Source organism: Devosia aquimaris (assembly GCF_020169335.1).
Lineage (GTDB): Bacteria > Pseudomonadota > Alphaproteobacteria > Rhizobiales > Devosiaceae > Devosia > Devosia aquimaris.
In genome coordinates this window covers 2,305,138-2,327,888 of sequence record NZ_JAIEZN010000001.1, presented here as the reverse complement: position 1 = coordinate 2,327,888, position 22,751 = coordinate 2,305,138, and the positions used below count along the sequence as shown (strand labels likewise).

At 62.6% G+C, this 22,751-nt stretch carries 22 protein-coding genes; 21 read left to right on the top strand and 1 reads right to left on the bottom strand.

The genetic code is table 11. The features are described 5' to 3' along the window. Nucleotides 1-30 precede the first annotated feature (30 nt). The 18 genes from mdh (at nucleotide 31) to K1177_RS11100 (ending at nucleotide 18,143) form a co-directional block, all read left to right on the top strand. Nucleotides 31-993 carry a malate dehydrogenase gene (mdh, locus tag K1177_RS11185; protein WP_224703376.1) on the top strand — a complete coding sequence of 321 codons (963 nt, stop codon included), beginning with the start codon at nucleotides 31-33 and terminating at the stop codon, nucleotides 991-993. A 99-nt stretch (nucleotides 994-1,092) separates the two neighbouring features. Next, nucleotides 1,093-2,286, top strand: coding sequence for an ADP-forming succinate--CoA ligase subunit beta (gene sucC, locus K1177_RS11180; RefSeq protein ID WP_224703375.1), 1,194 nt, complete (start codon nucleotides 1,093-1,095; stop codon nucleotides 2,284-2,286). A gap of 25 nt (nucleotides 2,287-2,311) precedes the next feature. Then, nucleotides 2,312-2,815: a hypothetical protein gene (locus tag K1177_RS11175; protein ID WP_224703374.1), complete on the top strand. Its 504-nt coding sequence runs from the start codon at nucleotides 2,312-2,314 to the stop codon at nucleotides 2,813-2,815. Between the two features lie 62 nt (nucleotides 2,816-2,877). Beyond that, nucleotides 2,878-3,783, top strand: a complete 906-nt coding sequence (gene sucD, locus K1177_RS11170) for a succinate--CoA ligase subunit alpha (RefSeq protein ID WP_224703373.1) — start codon at nucleotides 2,878-2,880, stop codon at nucleotides 3,781-3,783. Between the two features lie 233 nt (nucleotides 3,784-4,016). Further along, nucleotides 4,017-7,019 (top strand): 2-oxoglutarate dehydrogenase E1 component, encoded by a 3,003-nt coding sequence (locus K1177_RS11165; protein ID WP_224703372.1) that lies wholly within the window; start codon nucleotides 4,017-4,019, stop codon nucleotides 7,017-7,019. 12 nt (nucleotides 7,020-7,031) lie between these two features. After that, nucleotides 7,032-8,315 (top strand): 2-oxoglutarate dehydrogenase complex dihydrolipoyllysine-residue succinyltransferase, encoded by a 1,284-nt coding sequence (gene odhB, locus K1177_RS11160; protein ID WP_224703371.1) that lies wholly within the window; start codon nucleotides 7,032-7,034, stop codon nucleotides 8,313-8,315. Between the two features lie 51 nt (nucleotides 8,316-8,366). Then, the gene (locus K1177_RS11155) at nucleotides 8,367-9,125 is read left to right on the top strand and encodes an SDR family oxidoreductase (RefSeq protein ID WP_224703370.1); all 759 of its coding nucleotides are present in this window, start codon (nucleotides 8,367-8,369) and stop codon (nucleotides 9,123-9,125) included. Nucleotides 9,126-9,247: 122 nt separating this feature from the next. Next, nucleotides 9,248-9,685, top strand: a complete 438-nt coding sequence (locus K1177_RS11150; protein ID WP_224703369.1) for a hypothetical protein — start codon at nucleotides 9,248-9,250, stop codon at nucleotides 9,683-9,685. A gap of 72 nt (nucleotides 9,686-9,757) precedes the next feature. Then, on the top strand, nucleotides 9,758-10,147 hold the full coding sequence (locus K1177_RS11145) for an MAPEG family protein (RefSeq protein ID WP_224703368.1): 390 nt from the start codon (nucleotides 9,758-9,760) through the stop codon (nucleotides 10,145-10,147). Nucleotides 10,148-10,219: 72 nt separating this feature from the next. Then, nucleotides 10,220-10,852 (top strand): LysE family translocator, encoded by a 633-nt coding sequence (locus tag K1177_RS11140; protein ID WP_224703367.1) that lies wholly within the window; start codon nucleotides 10,220-10,222, stop codon nucleotides 10,850-10,852. 18 nt (nucleotides 10,853-10,870) lie between these two features. After that, nucleotides 10,871-12,280, top strand: coding sequence for a dihydrolipoyl dehydrogenase (lpdA, locus tag K1177_RS11135; RefSeq protein WP_224703366.1), 1,410 nt, complete (start codon nucleotides 10,871-10,873; stop codon nucleotides 12,278-12,280). 293 nt (nucleotides 12,281-12,573) lie between these two features. Then, nucleotides 12,574-13,554, top strand: coding sequence for a TRAP transporter substrate-binding protein (locus K1177_RS11130; protein WP_396119997.1), 981 nt, complete (start codon nucleotides 12,574-12,576; stop codon nucleotides 13,552-13,554). A 75-nt stretch (nucleotides 13,555-13,629) separates the two neighbouring features. Further along, complete coding sequence (locus K1177_RS11125) at nucleotides 13,630-14,157, top strand: TRAP transporter small permease (protein ID WP_224703365.1); 528 nt, start codon at nucleotides 13,630-13,632, stop codon at nucleotides 14,155-14,157. A gap of 6 nt (nucleotides 14,158-14,163) precedes the next feature. Beyond that, nucleotides 14,164-15,450, top strand: a complete 1,287-nt coding sequence (locus tag K1177_RS11120; protein WP_224703364.1) for a TRAP transporter large permease — start codon at nucleotides 14,164-14,166, stop codon at nucleotides 15,448-15,450. After that, entirely contained in the window at nucleotides 15,450-16,181 is a 732-nt protein-coding gene (locus K1177_RS11115; RefSeq protein WP_224703363.1) for a FadR/GntR family transcriptional regulator, read from the top strand. Before K1177_RS11120 ends, K1177_RS11115 begins: the two co-directional genes overlap by 1 nt. 18 nt (nucleotides 16,182-16,199) lie before the next feature. Continuing rightward, a complete protein-coding gene (gene kduI / locus K1177_RS11110) occupies nucleotides 16,200-17,042 on the top strand; it encodes a 5-dehydro-4-deoxy-D-glucuronate isomerase (protein ID WP_224703362.1) in 843 nt (280 codons plus the stop codon). Continuing rightward, nucleotides 17,042-17,803, top strand: coding sequence for a 2-dehydro-3-deoxy-D-gluconate 5-dehydrogenase KduD (gene kduD / locus K1177_RS11105; protein ID WP_224703361.1), 762 nt, complete (start codon nucleotides 17,042-17,044; stop codon nucleotides 17,801-17,803). The genes kduI and kduD overlap by 1 nt, the downstream gene beginning before the upstream one ends. A 4-nt stretch (nucleotides 17,804-17,807) precedes the next feature. Further along, entirely contained in the window at nucleotides 17,808-18,143 is a 336-nt protein-coding gene (locus K1177_RS11100) for a cupin domain-containing protein (RefSeq protein ID WP_224703360.1), read from the top strand. Here the strand turns inward: K1177_RS11100 and K1177_RS11095 are convergent. Continuing rightward, nucleotides 18,140-18,766, bottom strand: coding sequence for a hypothetical protein (locus K1177_RS11095; protein WP_224703359.1), 627 nt, complete (start codon nucleotides 18,764-18,766; stop codon nucleotides 18,140-18,142). The genes K1177_RS11100 and K1177_RS11095 overlap by 4 nt on opposite strands. A gap of 80 nt (nucleotides 18,767-18,846) precedes the next feature. Here K1177_RS11095 and K1177_RS11090 point away from each other — a divergent pair, with 80 nt between their 5' ends. The 3 genes from K1177_RS11090 to K1177_RS11080 all read left to right on the top strand — a co-directional run bounded on the left by K1177_RS11090 (nucleotide 18,847) and on the right by K1177_RS11080 (nucleotide 22,739). After that, a complete protein-coding gene (locus tag K1177_RS11090) occupies nucleotides 18,847-19,461 on the top strand; it encodes a trimeric intracellular cation channel family protein (RefSeq protein ID WP_224703358.1) in 615 nt (204 codons plus the stop codon). A gap of 83 nt (nucleotides 19,462-19,544) precedes the next feature. Further along, a complete protein-coding gene (gene uxuA / locus K1177_RS11085) occupies nucleotides 19,545-20,756 on the top strand; it encodes a mannonate dehydratase (RefSeq protein WP_224703357.1) in 1,212 nt (403 codons plus the stop codon). 84 nt (nucleotides 20,757-20,840) lie between these two features. Next, nucleotides 20,841-22,739: an ATP-binding protein gene (locus K1177_RS11080; RefSeq protein ID WP_224703356.1), complete on the top strand. Its 1,899-nt coding sequence runs from the start codon at nucleotides 20,841-20,843 to the stop codon at nucleotides 22,737-22,739. The last annotated feature ends 12 nt before the right edge of the window (nucleotides 22,740-22,751 follow it).

Sequence of the window (22,751 nt, the reverse complement as noted above, 5' to 3'; positions counted from 1 at the left end):
CCAATTCAACGCAGTCTGGGATGAGGACTAATGGCGCGCAAAAAGATCGCTCTTATCGGCTCGGGTCAGATTGGCGGCACGCTCGCCCATCTCGCCGCTCTCAAGGACCTCGGCGACATCGTGTTGTTCGACATTGTCGATGGTGTTCCGCAGGGCAAGGCCCTGGACCTGTCGCAGTCGGCTCCGGTGGAAGGCTATGATGCCTCGATCACCGGCACGTCCAAGTACGAGGATCTCAAGGACGCCGATGTGGTGATCGTCACCGCCGGCGTGCCGCGCAAGCCGGGCATGAGCCGCGACGACCTGCTGGAAATCAACCTCAAGGTGATGGAGCAGGTGGGCGCGGGCATTGCAAAGTATTGCCCCAAGGCCTTCGTGATCTGCATCACCAACCCGCTCGACGCCATGGTGTGGGCGCTGCAGAAGTTCTCGGGCCTGCCCACCAACCAGGTGATCGGCATGGCCGGCGTGCTGGACAGCTCGCGCTTCGTGCATTTCATCGCCGACGAGCTCAAGGTGTCGGTGGAAGACATCAATGCCTTCGTGCTGGGCGGCCATGGCGACACCATGGTGCCGCTGGCCCGCTACTCCACCGTTGCCGGCATTCCGCTGACCGACATCGTCAAGATGGGGTGGATGAGCAAGGAAAAGCTCGACGCGATCATCCAGCGCACCCGCGATGGCGGCGCCGAGATCGTGGGTCTGCTCAAGACCGGTTCCGCCTTCTACGCGCCGGCCACGTCGGCCATCGCGATGGCTGAGAGCTATCTCAAGGACAAGAAGCGCGTGCTGCCCGCTGCCGCCTATCTGGACGGCCAGTATGGCGTGAAGGGCACCTATGTGGGTGTGCCAGTCGTGATTGGTGCCGGTGGCGCCGAGCGCGTCGTGGAGATTTCGCTCAACTCCGCAGAGCAGAAGGCCTTCGACAAGTCGGTCGCTGCCGTGGAAGGTCTGATCGACGCCTGCAAGAAGATCGCGCCCAAGCTGGCCTGATGGCGCTCTGACAGCCTCGCCGGTTCTCAAAATCCACGCCATCCGCTGCGGCGGATGGCTCCCAGAGCACCACCAGGTGCCTCACGAAGGGTCAAGACAATGAACATCCACGAACACCAGGCCAAAGAACTGCTGAAGTCGTATGGCGCGCCGGTTGCGGCGGGCGTGGCGATCTTTTCGGCTGACGAGGCCGAAGCTGCCGCCAAGTCGCTCCCGGGCCCGCTCTATGTGGTCAAGAGCCAGATCCACGCCGGTGGGCGCGGCAAGGGCAAGTTCAAGGAACTCGGTCCTGATGCCAAGGGCGGCGTGCGCCTGGCCAAGACCATCGACGACGTGGTGGCCTTCTCCAAGGAAATGCTGGGCAATACGCTGGTGACCAAGCAGACCGGCGACGCCGGCAAGCAGGTCAACCGCCTCTATATCGAAGACGGCGCCGACATTGCCCGCGAGCTCTATTGCTCGCTGCTGGTGAACCGCGAGAGCGGCCGCGTGTCCTTCGTGGTCTCCACCGAAGGCGGCATGGACATCGAGGCCGTTGCCGAACACACGCCCGAAAAGATCATCACCGTCGATATCGATCCGACCGCCGGCGTGACCGAGGCCGATGTGGCCAAGATCGTTTCGGCGCTGGCGCTTGAGGGCGATGCCAAGGCCGATGCGGCCAAGCTGTTCCCCATTCTCTACAAGGCATTCGTCGAAACCGACATGAGCCTGCTCGAGGTCAACCCGCTGATCGTGATGACCGACGGGCACCTGCGCGTGCTGGATGCCAAGGTCAGCTTTGACAACAACGCCGCCTTCCGCCACGAAGAGCTCAAGAGCCTGCGTGACCTCAGCGAAGAAGACGCCAAGGAAATCGAAGCGTCCAAGTTCGACCTGGCCTATGTGGCGCTCGACGGCAATATCGGCTGCATGGTCAATGGCGCCGGCCTGGCGATGTCGACCATGGACATCATCAAGCTCTATGGCGCAGAGCCGGCTAACTTCCTGGACGTCGGTGGCGGCGCTTCCAAGGAGAAGGTGACGGCAGCGTTCAAGATCATCACGGCCGATCCGGCGGTGAAGGGCATTCTGGTCAACATCTTTGGCGGCATCATGCGCTGCGACGTGATCGCCGAGGGTGTGATTGCCGCGGTCAAGGAAGTGGGTCTGCAGGTGCCGCTCGTGGTGCGTCTGGAAGGCACCAATGTGAAGGAAGGCAAGGCCATCCTAAACGAGTCCGGTCTCAACGTGATCTCCGCCGATGACCTGGACGACGCCGCCCAGAAGATCGTCAAGGCGGTGCAGGGCTAGCGGCATGCGCGCCGGCCTCGCTCTCATGATCGCACTTGCCTGCTGCGCCACGCCTGCCGTGGCGCAGGGCAAGGTCAAGAACGGGGGCGAGCCGCCGGCGGTGGCTGCACTGCACGTGTGCGAGAAGTTTGCCAGCGGCGATGTGCTGGCAGTCGAGAACGCCATGGCGCTGGGCTGGGAAGCCTATGCCCAGAATGCCGAAAGCCCCTATGTGCAGTCTTTTGGCGGCAGCCGGGAGTTCCCCAATCTGGGGCGGGCCGACATGTTTTCGCTGTTCGAGACCTATCCTGAAACCACATTCGGCTATTGCCGCATCGACATGATCGATGTGAGTGGCGATGGCCTGGCAGCGTTCCAGTCCATCCTCGACCTGGGGAGCTATGTGGGTGACACCACGACCACAGACGACAACCACTATGCCAGCCTGATGGGCAAGGACGATTCGTCCCGTCAGCTGCTGGCCCATTGGGCTGATGGCAGCCTCGTAATGCAGCTGTCCATCGTACGCCCCAGACCCAAGACCCCATAACCAACGGCGCCTGTGTTCAGGCGGATGACGGCGCCGAGCGCCCAACGACGAAAGAGAAATCCATGTCGATCCTCGTCAACAAAGACACCAAGGTTCTCGTGCAGGGCCTGACCGGCAAGACCGGTACGTTCCACACCGAACAGGCGCTGGCCTACTACGGCACCAAGATGGTGGGTGGCACCCATCCCAAGAAGGGCGGCGAGACCTGGTCTTCGGGCGTTGATGGCACCGAACTGCCGATCTTCACCTCGGTGGCTGAAGGCAAGGCCAAGACCGGCGCCAATGCCTCGGTGATCTATGTGCCGCCGGCGGGCGCCGCTGCGGCCATCGAAGAAGCCATCGACGCGGAAATCCCGCTGATCGTGTGCATCACCGAAGGCGTGCCGGTGCTCGACATGGTGCGCGTCAAGGCCAAGCTGGAAAAGAGCAAGTCGCGCCTGATCGGGCCAAACTGCCCGGGCGTGCTGACGCCGGAAGAATGCAAGATCGGCATCATGCCCGGTTCGATCTTCTCGAAGGGCTCGGTGGGCATTGTTTCCCGCTCGGGCACGCTTACCTATGAAGCTGTGTTCCAGACGACCAACGAAGGCCTTGGCCAGACGACAGCCGTCGGTATCGGCGGCGACCCGGTCAAGGGCACCGAATTCATCGACATGCTGGAAATGTTCCTGGCCGACGAAGCCACCAAGTCGATCATCATGATCGGCGAAATCGGCGGTTCGGCCGAGGAAGACGCCGCGCAGTTCCTGATCGACGAAGCCAAGCGCGGCCGCAAGAAGCCGATGGCTGGCTTCATTGCCGGTCTGACGGCGCCCAAGGGTCGCACCATGGGTCATGCTGGTGCCGTAATTTCGGGCGGTAAGGGCGGCGCGGAAGACAAGATTGCCGCGATGGAGGCAGCGGGCATCCGCATGTCGAAGTCGCCGGCACGGATCGGCCGCACGCTGGCCGAAGTTCTCAAGGGTTGAGGACATAGACCAAAGGCGGTCGCGCTTCGGACACAGAACGGTGATAAGTCGGCTGTGATTTGCGGCAGTAGAGTGTGAATGAGCCGCGGCGCCTTCTGGGGCGCCGCAAGTCTTAATAAGATGCAAAGGAAGAGCGGGCACTATTCTGCAACTTTGGTGACCGCGCATTTGACCGGCAATATGCCGGTCTGTTCAGAAGGATGGCGGGGCGTGGGCCTCGCGACATAAAAGCGATGACACGACAGGAAAAGAACGACCAGTTCTTGCTGACTTCCTTCCTCTATGGTGGGAACGCCGACTACATCGAACAGCTCTATTCCCGATACAAGACTGATCCGGCCAGCGTGGACGACACCTGGAAGAGCTTCTTTTCCAAGCTCGACGACGGCGAGGGCGTGGCCCAGAAGAACGCCGACGGTCCCAGCTGGGGCCGCAAGGACTGGCCGCAGAGCGCCAATGGCGAACTGGTCAGTGCGCTAGATGGCAATTGGGGCGAGATCGCCGTCAAGACCGAGAAGGCCGTTGCCAAGAAGGCCGAATCCCAGGGCGCTGCCCCGGCCAGCGCAGCCGATGTGCTGCAGGCCACGCGCGATTCCATCCGCGCCATCATGATGATTCGCGCCTATCGCATGCGCGGCCACCTGCATGCCGATCTCGATCCGCTCAAGATGAAGGCCGACGAGCCGGCGCCGGAACTGGATCCGCGCAGCTATGGCTTCACCGAAGCCGACTATGGCCGCAAGATCTTTATCGACAACTATCTGGGCCTGGAATACGCCACGATCCCCGAGATGCTGGCGATCCTGCAGCGCACCTATTGCGGCACCGTGGGCATTGAATTCATGCATATCTCCGATCCCGAGGCCAAGGCCTGGATCCAGGAGCGCATCGAAGGGCCGGACAAGGAAATCACCTTCACTGCCGAGGGCAAGAAGGCAATCCTGAACAAGCTGGTTGAGTCCGAGGGCTTCGAGAAGTTCATCGACGTCAAGTACACCGGCACCAAGCGCTTTGGTCTGGACGGCGCGGAAGCCACCATTCCGGCGCTCGAGCAGATCATCAAGCGCGGCGGTGCGCTGGGCATCAAGGACATCGTGCTGGGCATGGCCCACCGCGGGCGCCTGAACGTTTTGACCCAGGTGCTGGGCAAGCCGCATCGCGCGCTGTTCCACGAGTTCAAGGGCGGCGCGTTCTATCCGGACGACGTGGAAGGTTCGGGCGACGTGAAGTACCATCTGGGTGCTTCCTCGGACCGCGACTTCGACGGCAACAAGGTGCACCTGTCGCTGACGGCCAATCCGAGCCACCTGGAAATCGTTGATCCGGTGGTGCTGGGCAAGTCCCGCGCCAAGCAGGATCAGCACATCTCCCCTGACGGCCGCCTGGTCAACATGGTCACCGAGGGCAAGCCTGACCGCTCCATGGTCCTGCCGCTGCTGATCCATGGCGATGCGGCCTTTGCCGGGCAGGGCGTGATCGCCGAATGCCTTGGTCTGTCTGGTCTCAAGGGTCACCGCACGGGTGGCTCGATCCACTTCGTGATCAACAACCAGATCGGCTTCACCACGAGCCCGATGTATTCGCGCTCGTCTCCCTATCCCACCGATGTCGCCAAGATGATCGAGGCGCCGGTGCTGCATGTGAACGGCGACGATCCGGAAGCTGTGGTGTTCGCGGCCAAGGTGGCCGTGGAATATCGCCAGAAGTTCGGCAAGCCGGTCGTGATCGACATGTTCTGCTATCGCCGCTTCGGCCACAACGAAGGCGACGAGCCCAGCTTCACCCAGCCGCTGATGTATTCCAAGATCCGCGCGCACAAGACCACGCTCGAGATCTACTCGGAAAAGCTGGTGGCCGAAGGGCTGCTGACGGCTGCCGAAGTCGACAAGCTCAAGGCCGACTGGCGCGCCAAGCTCGAATCCGAGTTCGAAGCCGGGCAGGACTATCGCCCGAACAAGGCTGACTGGCTTGACGGTGCGTGGAAGGATTTCCGCCCCGCCGACCAGGAAGGTCCGCGTCGTGGCGAGACGGGTGTGCCCGTCGATCGCCTGAGCAAGATCGGCACGGCGCTGACGCGCATTCCAGAGGGCTTCAACGTCCACAAGACGGTCAAGCGCTTCATGGACAACCGCCTGGCGGCGATCGAATCGGGCGAGGGTATCGACTGGGCAACGGCCGAGGCGCTGGCGTTCGGTACGCTGGTGACCGAAGGCCATCCGGTGCGCCTGAGCGGCCAGGACTGCGAACGCGGCACATTCAGCCAGCGCCATTCGGTGCTCAATGACCAGGAAGTCGACGGCAAGACCTATACGCCGCTGAACAATCTGGAAGCGGACCAGAGCCGCTACGAGGTCATCAACTCGATGCTCTCCGAAGAGGCCGTGCTGGGCTTCGAGTATGGCTATTCGCTGGCCGAGCCCAAGGCGCTGACCATCTGGGAAGCCCAGTTCGGCGACTTCGTGAACGGCGCGCAGGTGGTGATCGACCAGTTCATCAGCTCGGGTGAACGCAAGTGGTTCCGCATGTCGGGCCTGGTGATGCTGCTGCCGCATGGCTATGAAGGCCAGGGCCCCGAGCATTCCTCGGCGCGTCCGGAGCGCTTCCTGCAGCTGTGCGCAGAAGACAACATGCAGGTTGCCAACTGCACGACGCCGGCGAACTATTTCCACGCCCTGCGCCGCCAGGTAACGCGCGACTTCCGCAAGCCGCTGATCCTGATGACGCCCAAGAGCCTGCTGCGCCACAAGCGCGCCACCTCGGGCCTGGTCGAAATGGGTCCGGACTCCTGCTTCCACCGTTTGCTGTGGGACGACGCAGAAGCCCCCGGCATGCCCAAGACCACGACCAAGCTGGTGCGTGACGAGCAGATCCGTCGCGTGATCCTGTGCACGGGCAAGGTCTATTATGACCTGCTGGAAGAGCGTGAGAAGAAGGGCATCAACGATGTTTATCTGCTGCGCATCGAACAGCTCTACCCGTTCCCGGCCAAGGCGCTGCTGGACGAGTTGAACCGCTTCAAGAATGCCGAAGTGATCTGGTGCCAGGAAGAACCTAAGAACATGGGTGCCTGGGCCTTCATTCAGCCTTATGTTGAGTGGGTATTTGACCAGATGGGCCGGACGGGCCAGCGCGTGCGCTACACCGGCCGCCCGGCTTCCGCATCCACGGCAACGGGCCTGATGCGGACGCATCTTGCCCAGCTGCAAGCCTTCCTCGACGAAGCGTTCGCGCAATAAAAGGACAGAACAATGTCGACTGAAATCCGCGTCCCCACCCTTGGCGAAAGCGTGACCGAGGCCACGATCGGCCAGTGGTTCAAGAAGGTCGGGGACACCGTTTCCGCCGATGAGCCCATCGTTGAGCTCGAAACCGACAAGGTGACCATCGAAGTGCCGGCGCCTGCCGCCGGCGTGCTGGAAGCCATTGCTGCCAAGCCCGGCGAGACCGTGGACGTCGGCGCCCTGCTGGGTGCCATTGCGGCCGGCGGTGCCGGTGCAGCGGCGGCCAAGCCTGCTGCCGAGCCAGCCAAGGCCGAGGTTCCGGCCGGCAATGCAGCAGGTCCCGAGCCGATCAAGCCGGAACCGGCTGCGGCACCTGCCGCCCCGACCAGCATGGCTCCGGCTCCGTCCGCCCAGAAGCTGGCCACCGAGAACGGCATCAATCCTGCCGAGGTCGAGGGCTCGGGCAAGCGCGGTCAGGTGCTCAAGGAAGACATCCTGTCGGCCATGAGCAAGCCGGCTGCGGCGCCTGCGCCGGCAGCACCGGCCGCCAAGCCGGCCGAGGCGTCCAAGCCTGCCGCTGCGCCGCGCGCGCCAGTATCGGCTGAAGAGGGTGCTCGCGAAGAGCGGGTCAAGATGACCCGTCTGCGCCAGACCATTGCCCGGCGCCTCAAGGACGCACAGAACACCGCCGCGATGCTCACCACCTTCAACGAGGTGGACATGCAGCCGGTAATGGACCTGCGGACCCAGTACAAGGAGCTGTTCGAGAAGAAGCACGGCGTCAAGCTGGGCTTCATGGGCTTCTTCACCAAGGCTGTGGTGCATGCGCTCAAGGAAATCCCGGCGGTCAATGCCGAGATCGACGGCGATGACCTGGTCTACAAGAGCTATGCGCATATCGGCGTGGCCGTGGGCACCGACAAGGGCCTGGTGGTTCCGGTGGTGCGTGACGCCGACCAGATGAGCATTGCCGAGATCGAGAAGTCGATCAATGTGCTGGGCAAGAAGGCACGCGACGGCCAGCTCTCGATGGCCGACATGCAGGGCGGCACCTTCACCATCTCCAATGGTGGCGTCTATGGCTCGCTGATGAGTACGCCGATCCTGAATGCCCCGCAGTCGGGCATTCTAGGCATGCACAAGATCCAGGAGCGTCCTGTGGTCGTGGGTGGGCAGATCGTCATCCGTCCGATGATGTATCTGGCGCTGAGCTATGACCACCGTATCGTGGACGGCAAGGAAGCGGTGACGTTCCTTGTGCGCGTCAAGGAAAGCCTTGAGGCGCCCGAGCGGCTCGTGCTCGACCTCTAATCATCAAGGGCCGGAGCGATGCTCCGGCCCTTTCCACTTGTGGGGGACAGGATGGAAAACGGCATCGTTTTGGTGACCGGCGGATCGCGCGGCATTGGCGCTGCAATTGCCCGGATGGCGGCCGCGCGCGGCCATGCAGTGCTGATCAATTACAACAGCAATGTTGCTGCTGCCGAGGCTGTCTGCGCCGAGATTGCGGCGGCGGGTGGCCGGGCGGAGGCAGTGGCCGGCGATGTGTCGGTGGAGGCCGATGTCGATGCGATGTTTGCCGCGGCCGACCGCATGGGCAGGCTGATCGGGTTAGTCAACAATGCCGGGGTCGTCGATGTGGCCGCCCGCGTGGAGGATTTTGACCTCGCGCGGTTGCAGCGCATGTTTGGCATCAATGTCTATGGCACGGTGCTGTGCTCGGGGCGTGCCGTGCGGCGCATGTCGAGCCGACATGGCGGGCAGGGTGGGTCGATTGTCAACATTACCTCCGTGGCGGCCAAGCTCGGGTCTCCCGGGGTTTTTGTGGACTATGCCGCTGCCAAGGGCGCGATCGACAGTTTCACCGTCGGGCTGGCGCTGGAGGTGGTGCGAGAGGGCATCCGCGTCAATGCCGTACGCCCGGGTATCATCGACACCGACATCCATGCCTCCGCCGGTGACCCCGATCGCGCGCACCGTCTTGGGCCGGACCTGCCGATGCCGCGGCCCGGCACGGCAGACGAGGTGGCCGAGGCCGTTATGTGGCTGATGTCGGATGCGGCGCGCTATTCGACCGGTACGGTGATCGACGTGACCGGCGGCCGGGGCATTGTGCCCTGAGGCCGGCATTGCGCATTAGGTGCCGTTCACGAAGGCGTGGGCGCAAGACGAATTAACACAATGGTAGCGCTTTGGACCGCTATGGAGGGTTGTCTCTGCACCGACCTGCCTGGAGCTGCCTGTTGAAGAAACTGTTTGCCATCGCCCTGCTGCTGGTTGCCCCGGCACAAGCGCAGGAGGCTGCCGACCCCGAACTGGTGGGCGAGCTGATGGCCTTCCAGGGCAGCAAGGCAATTGTTTCGGTGATGACCACCCATTGCTACGAAACCACCGGGCTGGATGCAGCCTATCAGACGGCCAATGAGAACTGGTATCTGCGCAATGTTGGCTTCCTCGACCTGGCCATGCGCGTGGCGGCCCGTGTGGGCGGAGTGAGCGAGGAAGAGATCGCCAAGGCCGAGACCTATGGCGGTAGCCAGATCATGAGCGCCTATAACAAGGCCGAGGACAAGGACGCGTTCTGCCAGGGCTTTCTCGAGCAGGTGAACAGCGGCGCGCTCGACATCGACAAGAGCCTGCCCGACACCTTGGCCAAAGCACAAAAGATCGCTGCACAGTAGGCCGGGCAGCTTGCCTGGCCGCCGGTGGAATGCTTGGTGAGGGCCTGGAAACTGTCCAGCGCGGAGTAGGCAATGAGCATCGAAATGACGTGCCTGGTGTGGAGCGCGGCTGTGGCTGCGGCCTATATCCTGGTGCAGTCGACCTTTTATCGCATGGACCATGGCATTCTGTTTGCCGGTTCGGCGCGCGACAACGAGCGGGCGCCCAGCCTGCTCAATGCCCGCGCCGAAAAGGCCCTGCGCAACTTTCTGGAAACATATGGCCTCTTCATTGCGCTGGCCGTGGCCACCGAATTGACCGGGCGCAGCGACGGGTTGACGCAATGGGGCGCCGAGATCTGGCTGGCCATGCGCATCGCCTATCTGCCGGCCTATATCTCGGGCATTCCTTTTCTGCGGTCCGGCATCTGGATGGTGTCGGCAGCGGGACTGGTGATGATGTTTGTTGGCGTTGCATTCTAGCCCTGCGCGCCACAACGCGATATGCAGGCAGTCGATCAACAGAGGGCGGTGAGCCCGGGCAACGGTGTGTAAGTGACGATTCCTTGGCTGGAGTTTGCGACGCTGATGCTGGCCTTCGGCATCAATGCAGTCATTCCGGGCGCCGATTTCGCCATGGTGCTGCGGCAGTCGATTGCCCACGATCGGCGCGCGGCGCTGTTTACCTCGGCAGGCATCGCTACCTCGATCCTGGTGCACGGCAGCTATACGCTGCTGGGTGTCGGCGTGATCGTCGGGCAGTCCCTGTTGCTGTTCAATATTCTCAAGTGGGCCGGCGCGGCCTATCTGGTCTACCTGGCGATCTCGGCACTGCGCAGTCCGCCGCCCAAGCCGCCGCAGGCGAGCGAACTGGCCGTGACGCGGCGCGGCGACATGGCTGCCTTTGCGCTGGGGTTCCTGACGAACCTGCTCAACCCAAAGGCCGTGTTGTTCTTCCTGGCGCTGTTCACGAGCCTGGTCTCCGCGCACACGGGCGGCGACGTGAAGGTTGTGTATGTCCTGTGCATGAGCATCATGCTTTTTGCCTGGTTCGCACTGGTCTCGGTTTTCTTTACTACGGCCTGGGTGCGGGAGGGTTTTTTCCGCTTCGGCCGATGGTTTAATCGAGTCACCGGCATTACGTTCATCCTGCTGGCCGTGCGCGTCGCACTGGCGCAGCAGCACTAGACAGTTTTGGGGCTTCCAATGGCAGACGTTTTCGACCTCACCATCATCGGCTCGGGTCCGGGCGGCTATGTTGCCGCGATCCGTGCGGCGCAACTGGGGATGAAGGTTGCAGTGGTGGAGAAGTGGCCAACGCTGGGCGGCACGTGCCTGAATATCGGCTGCATTCCGTCCAAGGCGCTGCTGCACGCTTCCGAACTGTTTGAAGAGGCCGGGCATGGCTTCAAGGCGCTGGGCATCGATATTCCGGCGCCGGTGCTGAACCTGCCGCAGATGATGAACCACAAGTCCGAGACCGTGGCGGCCAATGTCGGCGGCGTGGACTATCTGTTCAAGAAGAACAAGATCACCGTGTTCCGCGGCATTGGCACGATCGCTGCGCCGGGCAAGGTGCATGTGACGCCACAGAACGGCAGCGCCACCGAGATCGAGACCAAGAATATTGTGATCGCCACCGGCTCGGTGTCAGCCGGCCTGCCGGGTATCGATATCGATGAAAAGACGATCGTCAGTTCCACCGGTGCGCTCAACCTGAGCAAGGTGCCGAACAAGCTGCTGGTGATCGGCGCCGGCGTTATCGGGCTGGAGCTGGGCTCGGTCTGGGCGCGCCTTGGCGCGCAGGTGACGGTCGTTGAGTATCTCGACCGAATCCTGCCCGGCATGGACAGCGAAGTGGCTCGCCAGTTCCAGCGCATCCTCCAGAAGCAGGGCATGGAGTTCAAGCTCTCCAGCAAGGTCGCCGGCATCGACAAGCAGGAGGACGGCTCGCTCAAGGTGCGGGTTGAACCGGCCAAGGGCGGCGACATGGAAATCCTCGACGCCGACGTGGCGCTGGTGGCCATCGGTCGCAAGCCGTTCACCGAAGGGCTGGGCCTGGATATCGTTGGCGTGGCGCTGGATGAGCGCGGCCGGGTGCGCGTGGATGCACACTACAAGACCTCGATCGACGGCATCTATGCCATTGGCGATGTGATTGCCGGCCCGATGCTGGCGCACAAGGCCGAGGACGAGGGCATTGCCGTGGCCGAAACCCTCAGCGGTCAGGCCGGGCATGTGAACTATGCTGCCATCCCCGCCGTGGTCTATACCAATCCCGAAATCGCCTCGGTGGGCAAGACCGAGGACGAGCTCAAGGCCGAGGGCATCGACTACAAGATCGGCAAGTTCCCCTTCACCGCCAATGGCCGTGCCAAGGCCATGCTGGCCACGCAGGGCTTTGTGAAGATCCTGGCGGACGTGGAAACCGACCGCGTGCTCGGCGCCCATATCGTGGGCAAGAATGCCGGCGAGATGATCCACGAACTGGTGGTACTGATGGAGTTCTCGGGTGCCGCCGAAGATCTGGCGCGCTCGACTCACGCCCATCCGACCCTGTCGGAAGCAGTGCGCGAAGCAGCGCTGTCGCTGGGCGATGGTGCGATCCACATCTGATCGACGCCCATAGCAGTTGCAGATTACGCCGCCGGGACTTCCGGCGGCGTTTTTGTTTGCCGTCCATCGTCCCGGTGACGGCACAGTCATCATACAACATACAAGCGATTGTATGTTGACTTGTGTTTTGGACTTCCATACCAGTTTGAACATCGGGTTGTCCGCTAGCCTTGGAGGAGGGGCGGTGGCCTGAGTGGCGACAGGCCAGGCCTGCGCCCTAGGGGGAATGGCATCGGCCTTTCAGGCGCGGAGGACGAGCCTCGCCGATGTCACCAGTCAATTGGGAGGACTACATGTTTCATCTGCCTAGAGTGGCAGTGACGGCGCTTGCCGTTGCGAGCCTGATGGTTGCTACGGCCAGTGCCCAGACGGTGCTGCGCTCATCCGATACCCACCCCGACGGTTATCCGACTGTCGAGGCGGTGAAGTATTTCGGCGAGCTGGTGAAGGAAAAGACCGACGGCCGCTATTCGGTCGAGGTGTTCCACTCCGCCCAGCTGGGTGAAGAAAAGGACACGATCGAACAGACCCAGTTCGGCGTGATCGACCTCAACCGCATTTCCATCGGCGCCTTCGGCACGCAGGTGCCCGAAGCCACCGTGACCCAGCTGCCCTATATCTTCCGCTCGGCCGACCATTTCCACGCTGTACTGGATGGTCCGATCGGCGACGAGATCCTCGCCGCCTTTGAAGCGGTGGATCTGGTGGCCCTGGCCTTCTACGACGGCGGCGCGCGCTCGTTCTACAACAGCGAAAAGCCGATCAATTCGCCCGCCGACCTGACGGGCATGAAGCTGCGCGTGATGCAGTCCGACATCTTCGTGGACATGGTGGCGGCGCTGGGTGGCAATGCCACGCCGATGCCTTATGGCGAAGTCTATTCTGGCATCCAGACCGGCGTTATCGACGGCGCTGAAAACAACTACCCCAGCTATGACACGGCAGGCCATTCGGAAGTGGCCAAGTACTACTCGCTCGACGAGCACCTCATGGTGCCCGAAGTGCTGGTGATGTCCAAGCTGAGCTGGGACAAGCTGTCGGCCGAGGATCAGGCTGCGGTGCGCGCGGCGGCCAAGGAGTCGGTCAGCAAGCAGCGTGAGCTGTGGGCGGCCAAGGAAGTGGAATCCAAGGCCAAGGTGGAAGCCGGCGGCGCTGTGATCAACACGGTCGACAAGACCCCGTTCATCGACGCGATGAAGCCGGTCTACGCGAAATATGTCACCGATCCCAAGCTGCAGGACCTGGTTGCCCGCATCCAGGCGACGCAGGAGTAAGCCACTCGGGCCGGCACCCGATGCCGGCCCGTCTTCATCCATCCCGCGCAACGGCGCGCGATCGCGGAGGCTGACTTGAAAGCCCGGCTACTTGCGCTCAGCCGCATTCTTTCCCGACTGTCGCTCATCGTCATGTGGCTGGCGGGCCTGGGGCTGGTGGCGATGACCAGCGTGGTTGCCTACCAGGTGTTCATGCGGTTTGTGATCAATTCGTCGCCCGCCTGGACCGAGGCTGGCGCCATCATGATCATGAGCTGGTTCATCTTCCTGGGCGCGGCTGTCGGCGTGCGTGAAAAGTTCCACATGGGCTTTGACGTGTTGCTCTATGTGCTGCCCGACAGTGCATTGCCCTGGCTGCGCAGCATCAGCGACATTTTCATCTTCATCTTTGCCGCCGGCATGGTGTTCTACGGCTCCGAACTGGCGATCCGGTTCTGGTCAACGCAGATCCCGGTCGTGGGCCTGTCCACCGCATTCACCTATTTTCCGATCATCGTTTCGGGCGCGCTGATGTGCCTGTTCATCATCGAACGCATGGCGCTGCGCCTGGCTGGCGAACCGGTGGATTCGGCCAGCGTTGCCAGCGAAATCACCGAGGTCTGAACCACCATGGAATATGCAATCCTGTTCGGTGTGTTCACCACGCTGATGCTGCTGGGGACGCCGATTGCCTTCTGCCTGGGCCTGGCCAGCTTCGCCACGGTGGTCTATCTCGGCCTGCCGCCGGTAGTGGTGTTCCAGCGGCTCAACTCCGGCGTGTCCCTCTTCACGCTCATGGCAATTCCTTTCTTCATCTTCGCCGGCGACCTGATGATGCGCGGTGGCATTGCCGCGCGGATCATCGCCTTTGCCGGCTCGCTGATCGGGCATGTGCGCGGCGGGTTGGGGCAGGTGAATATCCTGGCTTCAACCCTGTTCGGTGGCATTTCCGGTTCGGCCGTTGCCGAAGCGGCTGCCGTGGGCGGGATCATGGTGCCGCAGATGAAGGCGCGCGGCTATGGCGCCGACTATGCGGTGAACGTCACCTCCATGGCAGCGTTGATTGCGCTGTTGCTGCCGCCCAGCCACAACATGATCATCTATTCGATCTCGGGCGGCGGGCGTATCTCGATTGCGGACCTGTTCACGGCGGGTGTCATTCCCGGTTTGCTGCTGGCGCTGGCCCTGATGATCACCGCCTATATCGTGGCGCGGCGGCGCGGCTATCCCACCGAGCCTTTCCCGGGCTTCCGCAAGGCTGGGCATTACCTGGTGGTGGCGGTGCCGGGCCTGCTGCTGATTGTGATCATATTCGGCGGCGTGCGCTCGGGCGTCTTCACGGCCACCGAAAGCTCATGCATCGCGGTTCTCTATGCGCTGCTTGTGACACTGCTGGTCTATCGATCGCTGACCTGGTCGGAGTTTGTGCATTCCACGCTTGGCGCGGTCAAAACGACGGCCATGGTGCTGTTCATCATCGGCTCGGCGGCAGCCTTTGGCTGGCTGATGGCCTATCTCAAGATTGCCACGCTGATGATCGATTTCATGAGCGGTATTTCCAGCGATCCGCTGGTGATCCTGCTGATGATCAATGTGATCCTGCTGGTGCTGGGCACCTTCATGGATATGGGACCGCTGATCATCATCACGACGCCGATTTTCCTGCCGGTGGTGACATCGTTCGGTGTGGACCCCGTGCATTTCGGGGTGATCATGATCCTCAATCTGGGTATTGGATTGAACACGCCGCCGCTGGGGCCGGTGCAATTCGTGGCAGCGGCCGTGGGCAAGATATCGATCTGGGAAGCCATGCGCTCGATCTGGCCCTTCTATGGCGCGGGGATCGTCGTGCTGGGCCTGGTGACCTATGTTCCCGCATTGTCGCTGTGGTTGCCGGCGCTGTTCCGGGGGAATTGATGAGCCTGAATGACGAAGCACTGGCGCTGGGGCGCAAGCCCAAGCTGGCCGATCTGGTGATCGGCAATTTGCGCAAGCGGATCAGTGCGGGCGAATACAGCGCCGGCAGCAAGCTGCCGACCGAAAGCCAGATGACCAGTATCTTCGGGGTCAGCCGGACGGTGGTGCGCGAAGCGATTGCGGCGCTGGCGGCGGACGGGCTGGTGCAGCCGCGCCAGGGCGCGGGTGTGTTTGTCGTCGCCAATGCGGCAAGCGCCTTCACCGCCATTGGTGCCGAGAGCTCGAACAAGATCTCGGTGGCGCTCAATGTGCTGGAAGTGCGCATGGGCATCGAGATCGAGTCCGCGGGGCTTGCTGCACTGCGGCGCAGCTCGAGCCAGGACGCTGCCATCCAAGAGGCCTGGAACGAGTTCGAGCGGCAGATCAAGGCCGGCACGCCCACAGGCAAGACCGACTTTGCCTTTCACCGGGCTATCGCGGCAGCGACCAATAATCCGTTCTATATCGAGGTGCTCGACGGGTTGGGCAGCCGCACCATTCCCTGCGATGTGGCGTCGCCCTGGGGCACCGACAGCGTGCTGACGCTGGAATACCAGCAGGGGCTGCAACAGGAGCACCTCGCCATTCTCAAGGCCATTTCGGCGCAGGATGCCACAGGCGCACGCGAGGCGATGCGGCAGCATCTCTGGCGCAGCCAGGAACGTTATCGCCAACGCCTGCGCGAACAATAAGCAGAACAGGACCATGCCATGAGCACCGATTTCGACATTCGCTTTGCCATCGATCCGGTGAGCGCGGCCACGATGAACACCGACGAGTTGCGCGAGCATTTCCTGATCGAGACCTTGTTCACGCCAGGTGCGGTGAACTGGACTTATACGCACTACGACCGCATGGCGGTGGGCGGCGCGATGCCGATGGGCAGTGCGTTGACGCTTGAGGCCATCAAGCCGACGGGTACGGGTTCGTTCCTTGATCGACGTGAACTGATCGCGGCCAATGTGGGCGGGGCAGGGACCATCAAGGTCGATGGTGTCGATCACATCGTCGGTCCCAGGGACATGCTCTATATCGGCATGGGCAACACGGATGTCCGCTTTGCCTCGGCCAATAGCGACAGCCCGGCCAAGTTCTACCTGCTCAGCGCGCCGGCCCACGCCAGCCATCCTACGCGACTATTGCGCCAGTCCGACGCCAAGCGGCTCGACCTGGGCAGCAGGGAGGCTGCCAATGAGCGCAGCATCTTCCAGTATGTGAATGCCGACAGCGTCAAGACCTGCCAGTTGGTGGTGGGGCTGACCAGCTTTGCGCCGGGATCGGTGTGGAACACCATGCCGGCGCATGTGCATGACCGCCGCATGGAGGCCTATCTCTATTTCGATCTCGACCCCGCGGCACTGGTTGTGCATCTGATGGGTGAGCCCGACGAGACGCGCCATCTGATCGTGCGCAATGAACAGGCGGTGATCTCGCCACCCTGGTCGATCCATTCGGGCGTGGGCACTGGCGCCTATACCTTCATCTGGGCGATGGCGGGCGACAATGTCGACTATACCGACGTCGACAAGGTCGGCATGGACGAGTTGCGCTGATGGATCTGTCTGCGTTCAGCCTGGCTGGGCAGACCATCATGGTCACCGGCGCCAATACCGGCATCGGCCAGGGCATTGCGCTGAGCATCGGCCAGGCCGGCGGTCGCGTGATCGGCGTGGGCCGTTCGTCCATGGATGAGACGACTGAACTGATGCAGGCGGTGGATGCGCCGTTCGTCGCCGTACAGGCTGATCTGGGCGACAGTGCTGCATCACAATCCATGTTGGACGCGACCTGGGCGGAGCACGGGCCCATCGACGGGCTCGTCAACAATGCCGGCATTATCCGGCGCGCCGATGCCATCGACTTCACCGAGGCAGACTGGGACGCGGTGATGGATGTGAACCTCAAGTCCATGTTCTTTCTCTGCCAGGCCTTTGGCCGGCAAGCGCTGGCGGCCGAACGCGGCGGGCGGATCGTCAATGTGGCCTCGATGTTGAGCTTCCAGGGCGGCATCCGGGTGGCCAGCTATACCGCGTCCAAGAGCGGGGTACTGGGGATTACGCGGCTTCTGGCCAATGAATGGGCGGCGCGGGGCATCAATGTGAATGCCATCGCGCCGGGCTATATCGAGACCAACAATACCGAGGCGCTGCGGGCTGATCCGGAGCGGTCTGCGGCGATCCTGGGACGCATTCCGGCAGGGCGCTGGGGTGTGCCATCCGATATCGGCGATGCGGCAGTGTTTCTGCTGTCGCGTGCGTCCAACTATATGCATGGCGCCACCATTGCGGTGGATGGCGGCTGGCTGGCGAGGTGAAGTGATGAGCGAACAGGTTTTCTTTGCGCAGGCTGAGGCCAGCCAATGGGTCGAGGTCGCGCCGGGCAATCGTCGGCGCGTGCTGATCCATACGCCCGAGCTCATGCAGGTTGAGTTCGGCTTCGACAAGGGCGGCGTTGGGGCGCTGCATAGCCACCCGCATGTGCAGGTGAGCTATGTCGCCGAAGGGCGATTCGAGGTGACTATTGGCGGCAAGACCGAAGTGGTCGGCGCTGGCGGCAGCTTCATCGTGCCGGGCGGGGTGGTGCATGGCGTGGTGGCGCTGGAAGCCGGGCGGTTGGTGGATGTTTTCACGCCCATGCGGCAGGACTTCACTTAACGCTGAGGCTGGCCGGCGATCAGGTCTGCATAGGCTTGAGCGTGGTTGCCCGACCAATTGGCCATGCCGGGCCGGGTGAGTTGGCCGCGCCGCGGCGGAATATAGCTATAGATGCTGCGCACGGGGCTTTCGCGCCAGGTGAGATTAAAGGCGGCATAGCGGGGAAAGAACTGCATGTCGTGATAGGGCAGGTGATCATGCACCCACCAGGCAATGGCCTCCCAATCACCAGTGCGTTCGTAATGGGGAACAAAGCTCGGCACGACGATGCAGGCGGTGGCGCCCATATGCCCCGCGGCATCGCGGCGATCCCAGATGTGGCCGGCGTAGTTGGCTTCATTGCGAGCGCAGTTGAAACCATGCGCGTTGCCAAAGGCATTGACCGCAGGCGAGCGATAGGACGAGCGAATGGCGAGGCGCCCGAAGCGGGCCTGCAACGGCTCAAGCAGGTGTTGGCAGAGCGCTGTTCCCGCAGCAATGGCCAGTTCGGGATCGTCGGGGACATTGGGCAGGCCGGCAATGGCGGCGATTTCGGAATAAAGGAAATCACGCATGAAGAAGCTGTCCGAGAGGCGGACGCGGCCGAGCGTTTCAAGCGCTCTGACGGTCTGGGGCGAACGCATGGCGACCTCCGATGGCTGGACGGCGGCAGATTGATCTATAGCTTGGGCGGCGCAACCCGGATTTGACCACAAGGACCAGCATGCTGACCGTAATCTTCTATATCGCCGTGACGGTGGAAGCGATGACGGCGGCGCTGGCAGCCGGGCGGCGCCGGATGGACTGGTTTGGTGTCTGCGTGCTGGCCTGCGTGACGGCGCTGGGCGGCGGTTCGGCGCGCGACATCATCCTGGGGCATTACCCGCTGACCTGGGTGGCCAATCCCTGGCTGCTGGTGCTGGCGTGTGGCGCCGCGATCTTCACCATTGCCATTGCGCGGGTGGTGCACCGGCTGCGCTGGCCGTTCCTGCTGCTCGACGCGCTGGGCCTGGTGGTGTTCTCCATCATCGGCTGCAATGTGGCGCTGGAGATGGGGCAGCATCCAGTGATTGTCATTGTGGCCGGGATGATCACCGGCATCGTGGGCGGTATCCTGCGCGACGTGCTGTGCAATGACGTGCCGCTTGTGTTCAGCGGGGAGCTCTATGCCACCGTGGCGGCCGTAACCGGCACGCTCTACTTCGTCGGGCTGAGCTGGGGCTGGCCGCATGACCTGGTGATCGCCGGTGCCGTGGCAGTGGGGTTCAGCCTGCGCGTGGCGGCTATCCTGCTCAAGTGGGAAATGCCGCGCTTTGTCTATGACAAGGACCTGCGCTAGGGCCGGTCAGGTGCGCAGAATGGGGCTTTTCCGCCAGCCGCCAGTGTGGCATGGCACTACCATACAAGAATCGGAGTGTTGACGTGCGACAGACCTGGCGTTGGTTCGGACCCAAAGACCTGTGCAGCATTGACGACATCACCCAGGTGGGCGCCGCCGGGGTGGTGAGCGCACTGCATCATGTGCCCAATGGCGTAGTCTGGACACCCGAGGAAATCGCCAAGCGCCACGCCGAGATCGGCACGCGCAAGGATGGCACGCCGTCCGGCCTGACCTGGGACGTGGTGGAAAGCCTGCCCGTGACCGAGGACATGAAGAAGCAGAAGAACGCCTGGCGCGAGCACATCGCCAACTACAAGGTGTCCATGCGGAACCTGGCCGACAGCGGCATCGAGGTGATCTGCTACAATTTCATGCCGGTGCTGGACTGGACGCGCACCGATCTGCGCTGGGAAGTGGCCAATGGCGGCTCCTGCATGCGCTTCGACATCAATGATTTTGCCACGTTCGACATCCACATTCTTGAGCGCCCGGGCGCAGCGGCAGACTATACCAATGCCATAGCGGACGAGGCCGCGCGCCGTTTTGCCGACATGGACGAGCCCGCAAAGAAGGCGCTGGCGCGCAATGTGACCATGGGCCTGCCGGGGTCGACGGAATCGATGACCCTCGACGATGTGCGCGGCCATCTGGCCGAGTATGATGGGATCAGCCGCGAGCGGCTGCGCGCCAACTTCGTTGATTTCCTCGACGAAGTGGTGCCGGTGGCCGAGGACCTGGGGTTGCGGCTGTGCTGCCACCCCGATGACCCGCCGTTCGCGCTGCTCGGCCTGCCGCGGGTGATGTCGACCGAGGACGACTACCGCTACATTCTGGAGGCCGTCGACAGTCCGGCCAATGGCATGACGCTGTGCTCGGGCTCACTGGGCGCGCGGCCGGACAATGACCTGCCGGGCATGATGGACCGGCTCGGCGACAAGGTGCATTTCCTGCACCTGCGCAACGTCAAACGCGACAATGATGATCTCATCGGCTCGTTCTATGAGGCCGAACACCTGGGTGGTGATACCGACATGGTGGCCCTGATTGCCGCCATCGTGCGGGAAGAGAACCGCCGCAAGGCGGCAGGACGCCCTGACCACACCATTCCGATGCGCCCTGACCATGGCCAGGATATCCTGGATGACCTGGGGCGTCGGTCGCAGCCGGGCTATCCCACCATTGGCCGCATGAAGGGGCTGGCGGAACTGCGCGGTGTGATCGCGGCGTTCGAGCATCCGAAACTGGGCCTATAGGCGGCAAAACGCCGATAGATCGGGGTTCTCAGGCCAAATTTACCTCTTTTCAAAGGGTTGCGTCCACTCTCGCGGGATCACATCGTGCGAGGCATCGTCGTGGATATTCCGTCTGGCTTCCAGGCTTTCGTGAACTGGTTCATTCCGGTGCACATGGCCAGCGACCTGCACACGCGCAAGCGTGTGCAGATGTTCATCATCAGCCATATCTTCGGCCCCATCATCGCCTCGCCGATTCCGCTGTTTCTGTGGTTTGCCGACCCGCAGCCCTGGCCACATGTGCTGATCCTGGCCGCCTCGATCTATGGCTTCTGGCCGTTCCTGGCGCTGGTCAAGATGTTCCCGCGCGCTTACACGCCACTGGCCATGGCCTCGGTGGTGAACCTGACATTCTGCGTGATGTGGGGCACCTACAACTACGGTGGCGCGAGCTCGCCGTTCCTGGTGTGGCTGGTGCTCGTGCCGCTGCTGGCCTTCATGTATCTGGGCTCGACGTGGTCGGCGCGCGTGTTCGTGATCAGCCTGATCACCGGCGGGCTGGCGGCCCTTTATGGCCTTTATCTGTTTGCCGAATTTCCCGAGAACATCCCGGTCAGCGAGATGGTCGTTGCGGGGCTCCTCTCGGCTCTGGGTGCCAATATCTATGTGTTCATGATGGCCGCCTACTACGCCACCGTCGTCGACAGCCAGTCTGAACTGATCAAGGAAATCGATCGCCACCAGTTCACCCTCAAGGCACTGACCAGCGCCAAGGACGAGGCTGAGCGTGCCAACGGCGCCAAGTCGGAATTCCTGGCCAAGATGAGCCACGAGCTGCGCACCCCGCTCAATGCCGTGCTGGGCTATTCGGAAATCCTGCTCGAGGATGCCGAACTGGATGGTCGTGGGGAGCAGATCGCCGACCTGCAGAAGATCAGTGCCGCCGGCAAGCACCTGCTGGCGATGGTCAACGACATCCTCGACATCTCCAAGATCGAGGCCGGCAAGATGACGCTGCATGTCGAGAACATCGACATGGACCAGCTGCTCAATGAGGTGGAGGCCACGGCACGCCCCCTGGCTGCCAAGAACACCAACAATCTGGTGGTGGAGCGCGGCGACGACATCGGCATGGTCCGTCTTGATGCCACCAAGCTGCGTCAGACCATTTTCAACCTGCTGTCCAATGCCACCAAATTTACCCAAAACGGCACCATTACGTTGAGTGCCAAGCGGGATGGGCAATGGGTGGAGGTGTCGGTCAAGGACACCGGCATCGGCATTTCCAAGGAGCAGCAGCGGGCGCTGTTCTCCAATTTTACCCAGGCGAGCTCCAAGATCGCGGCCGTCTATGGCGGCACCGGTCTGGGCCTTTCGCTCAGCCAGAACCTGTGCCGGCTGATGGGCGGCGAGATCAGCGTCGACAGCGAACTGGGCAAGGGCAGCTGTTTCACCATGCGGCTGCCGGTCCAACCCGAGCCCGTCAAATCCGAGCCAGTGCCGATCCATGTGGTGCGGCGCCGCGCACATGAGGACGATGCCCTGCTCGATGAGAGCGAGGCCGACGTGGGCCAGCGCAAGGCAGGCTATGCGGGCATGAGCGGCCATGTGCCGGGCCATGACCGGCAGGAGCGCCTGCTGGTGGTGGACGATGACCGCAATTTCCTTGAACTGGCCGAGCGTCTGTTCAGCAAGGAAAACTACACCCCGATCTGCACCGATGCGCCGCAGTCGGCGCTGCAGATCGCCCGGACAGTCAAGCCGGCGGCAATCTTCCTCGATATCCTGATGCCCGGCTTTGACGGCTGGGACGTGCTGGCCGCGCTCAAGGCCGATCCTATCACCGCTAGCATCCCGGTGTTCATGATCTCGATCCTGACCGAACGCAGCAAAGCCCTGGCGGCCGGCGCGGACGGCGTGGTGATGAAACCTCTCGACGCCTCCAAGGTCAAAGCTGCGCTGGCGGCTGTGCGGGCAACCCGCGGCCGCGCCAAGGCCGTCTGACGAAAGAACGGA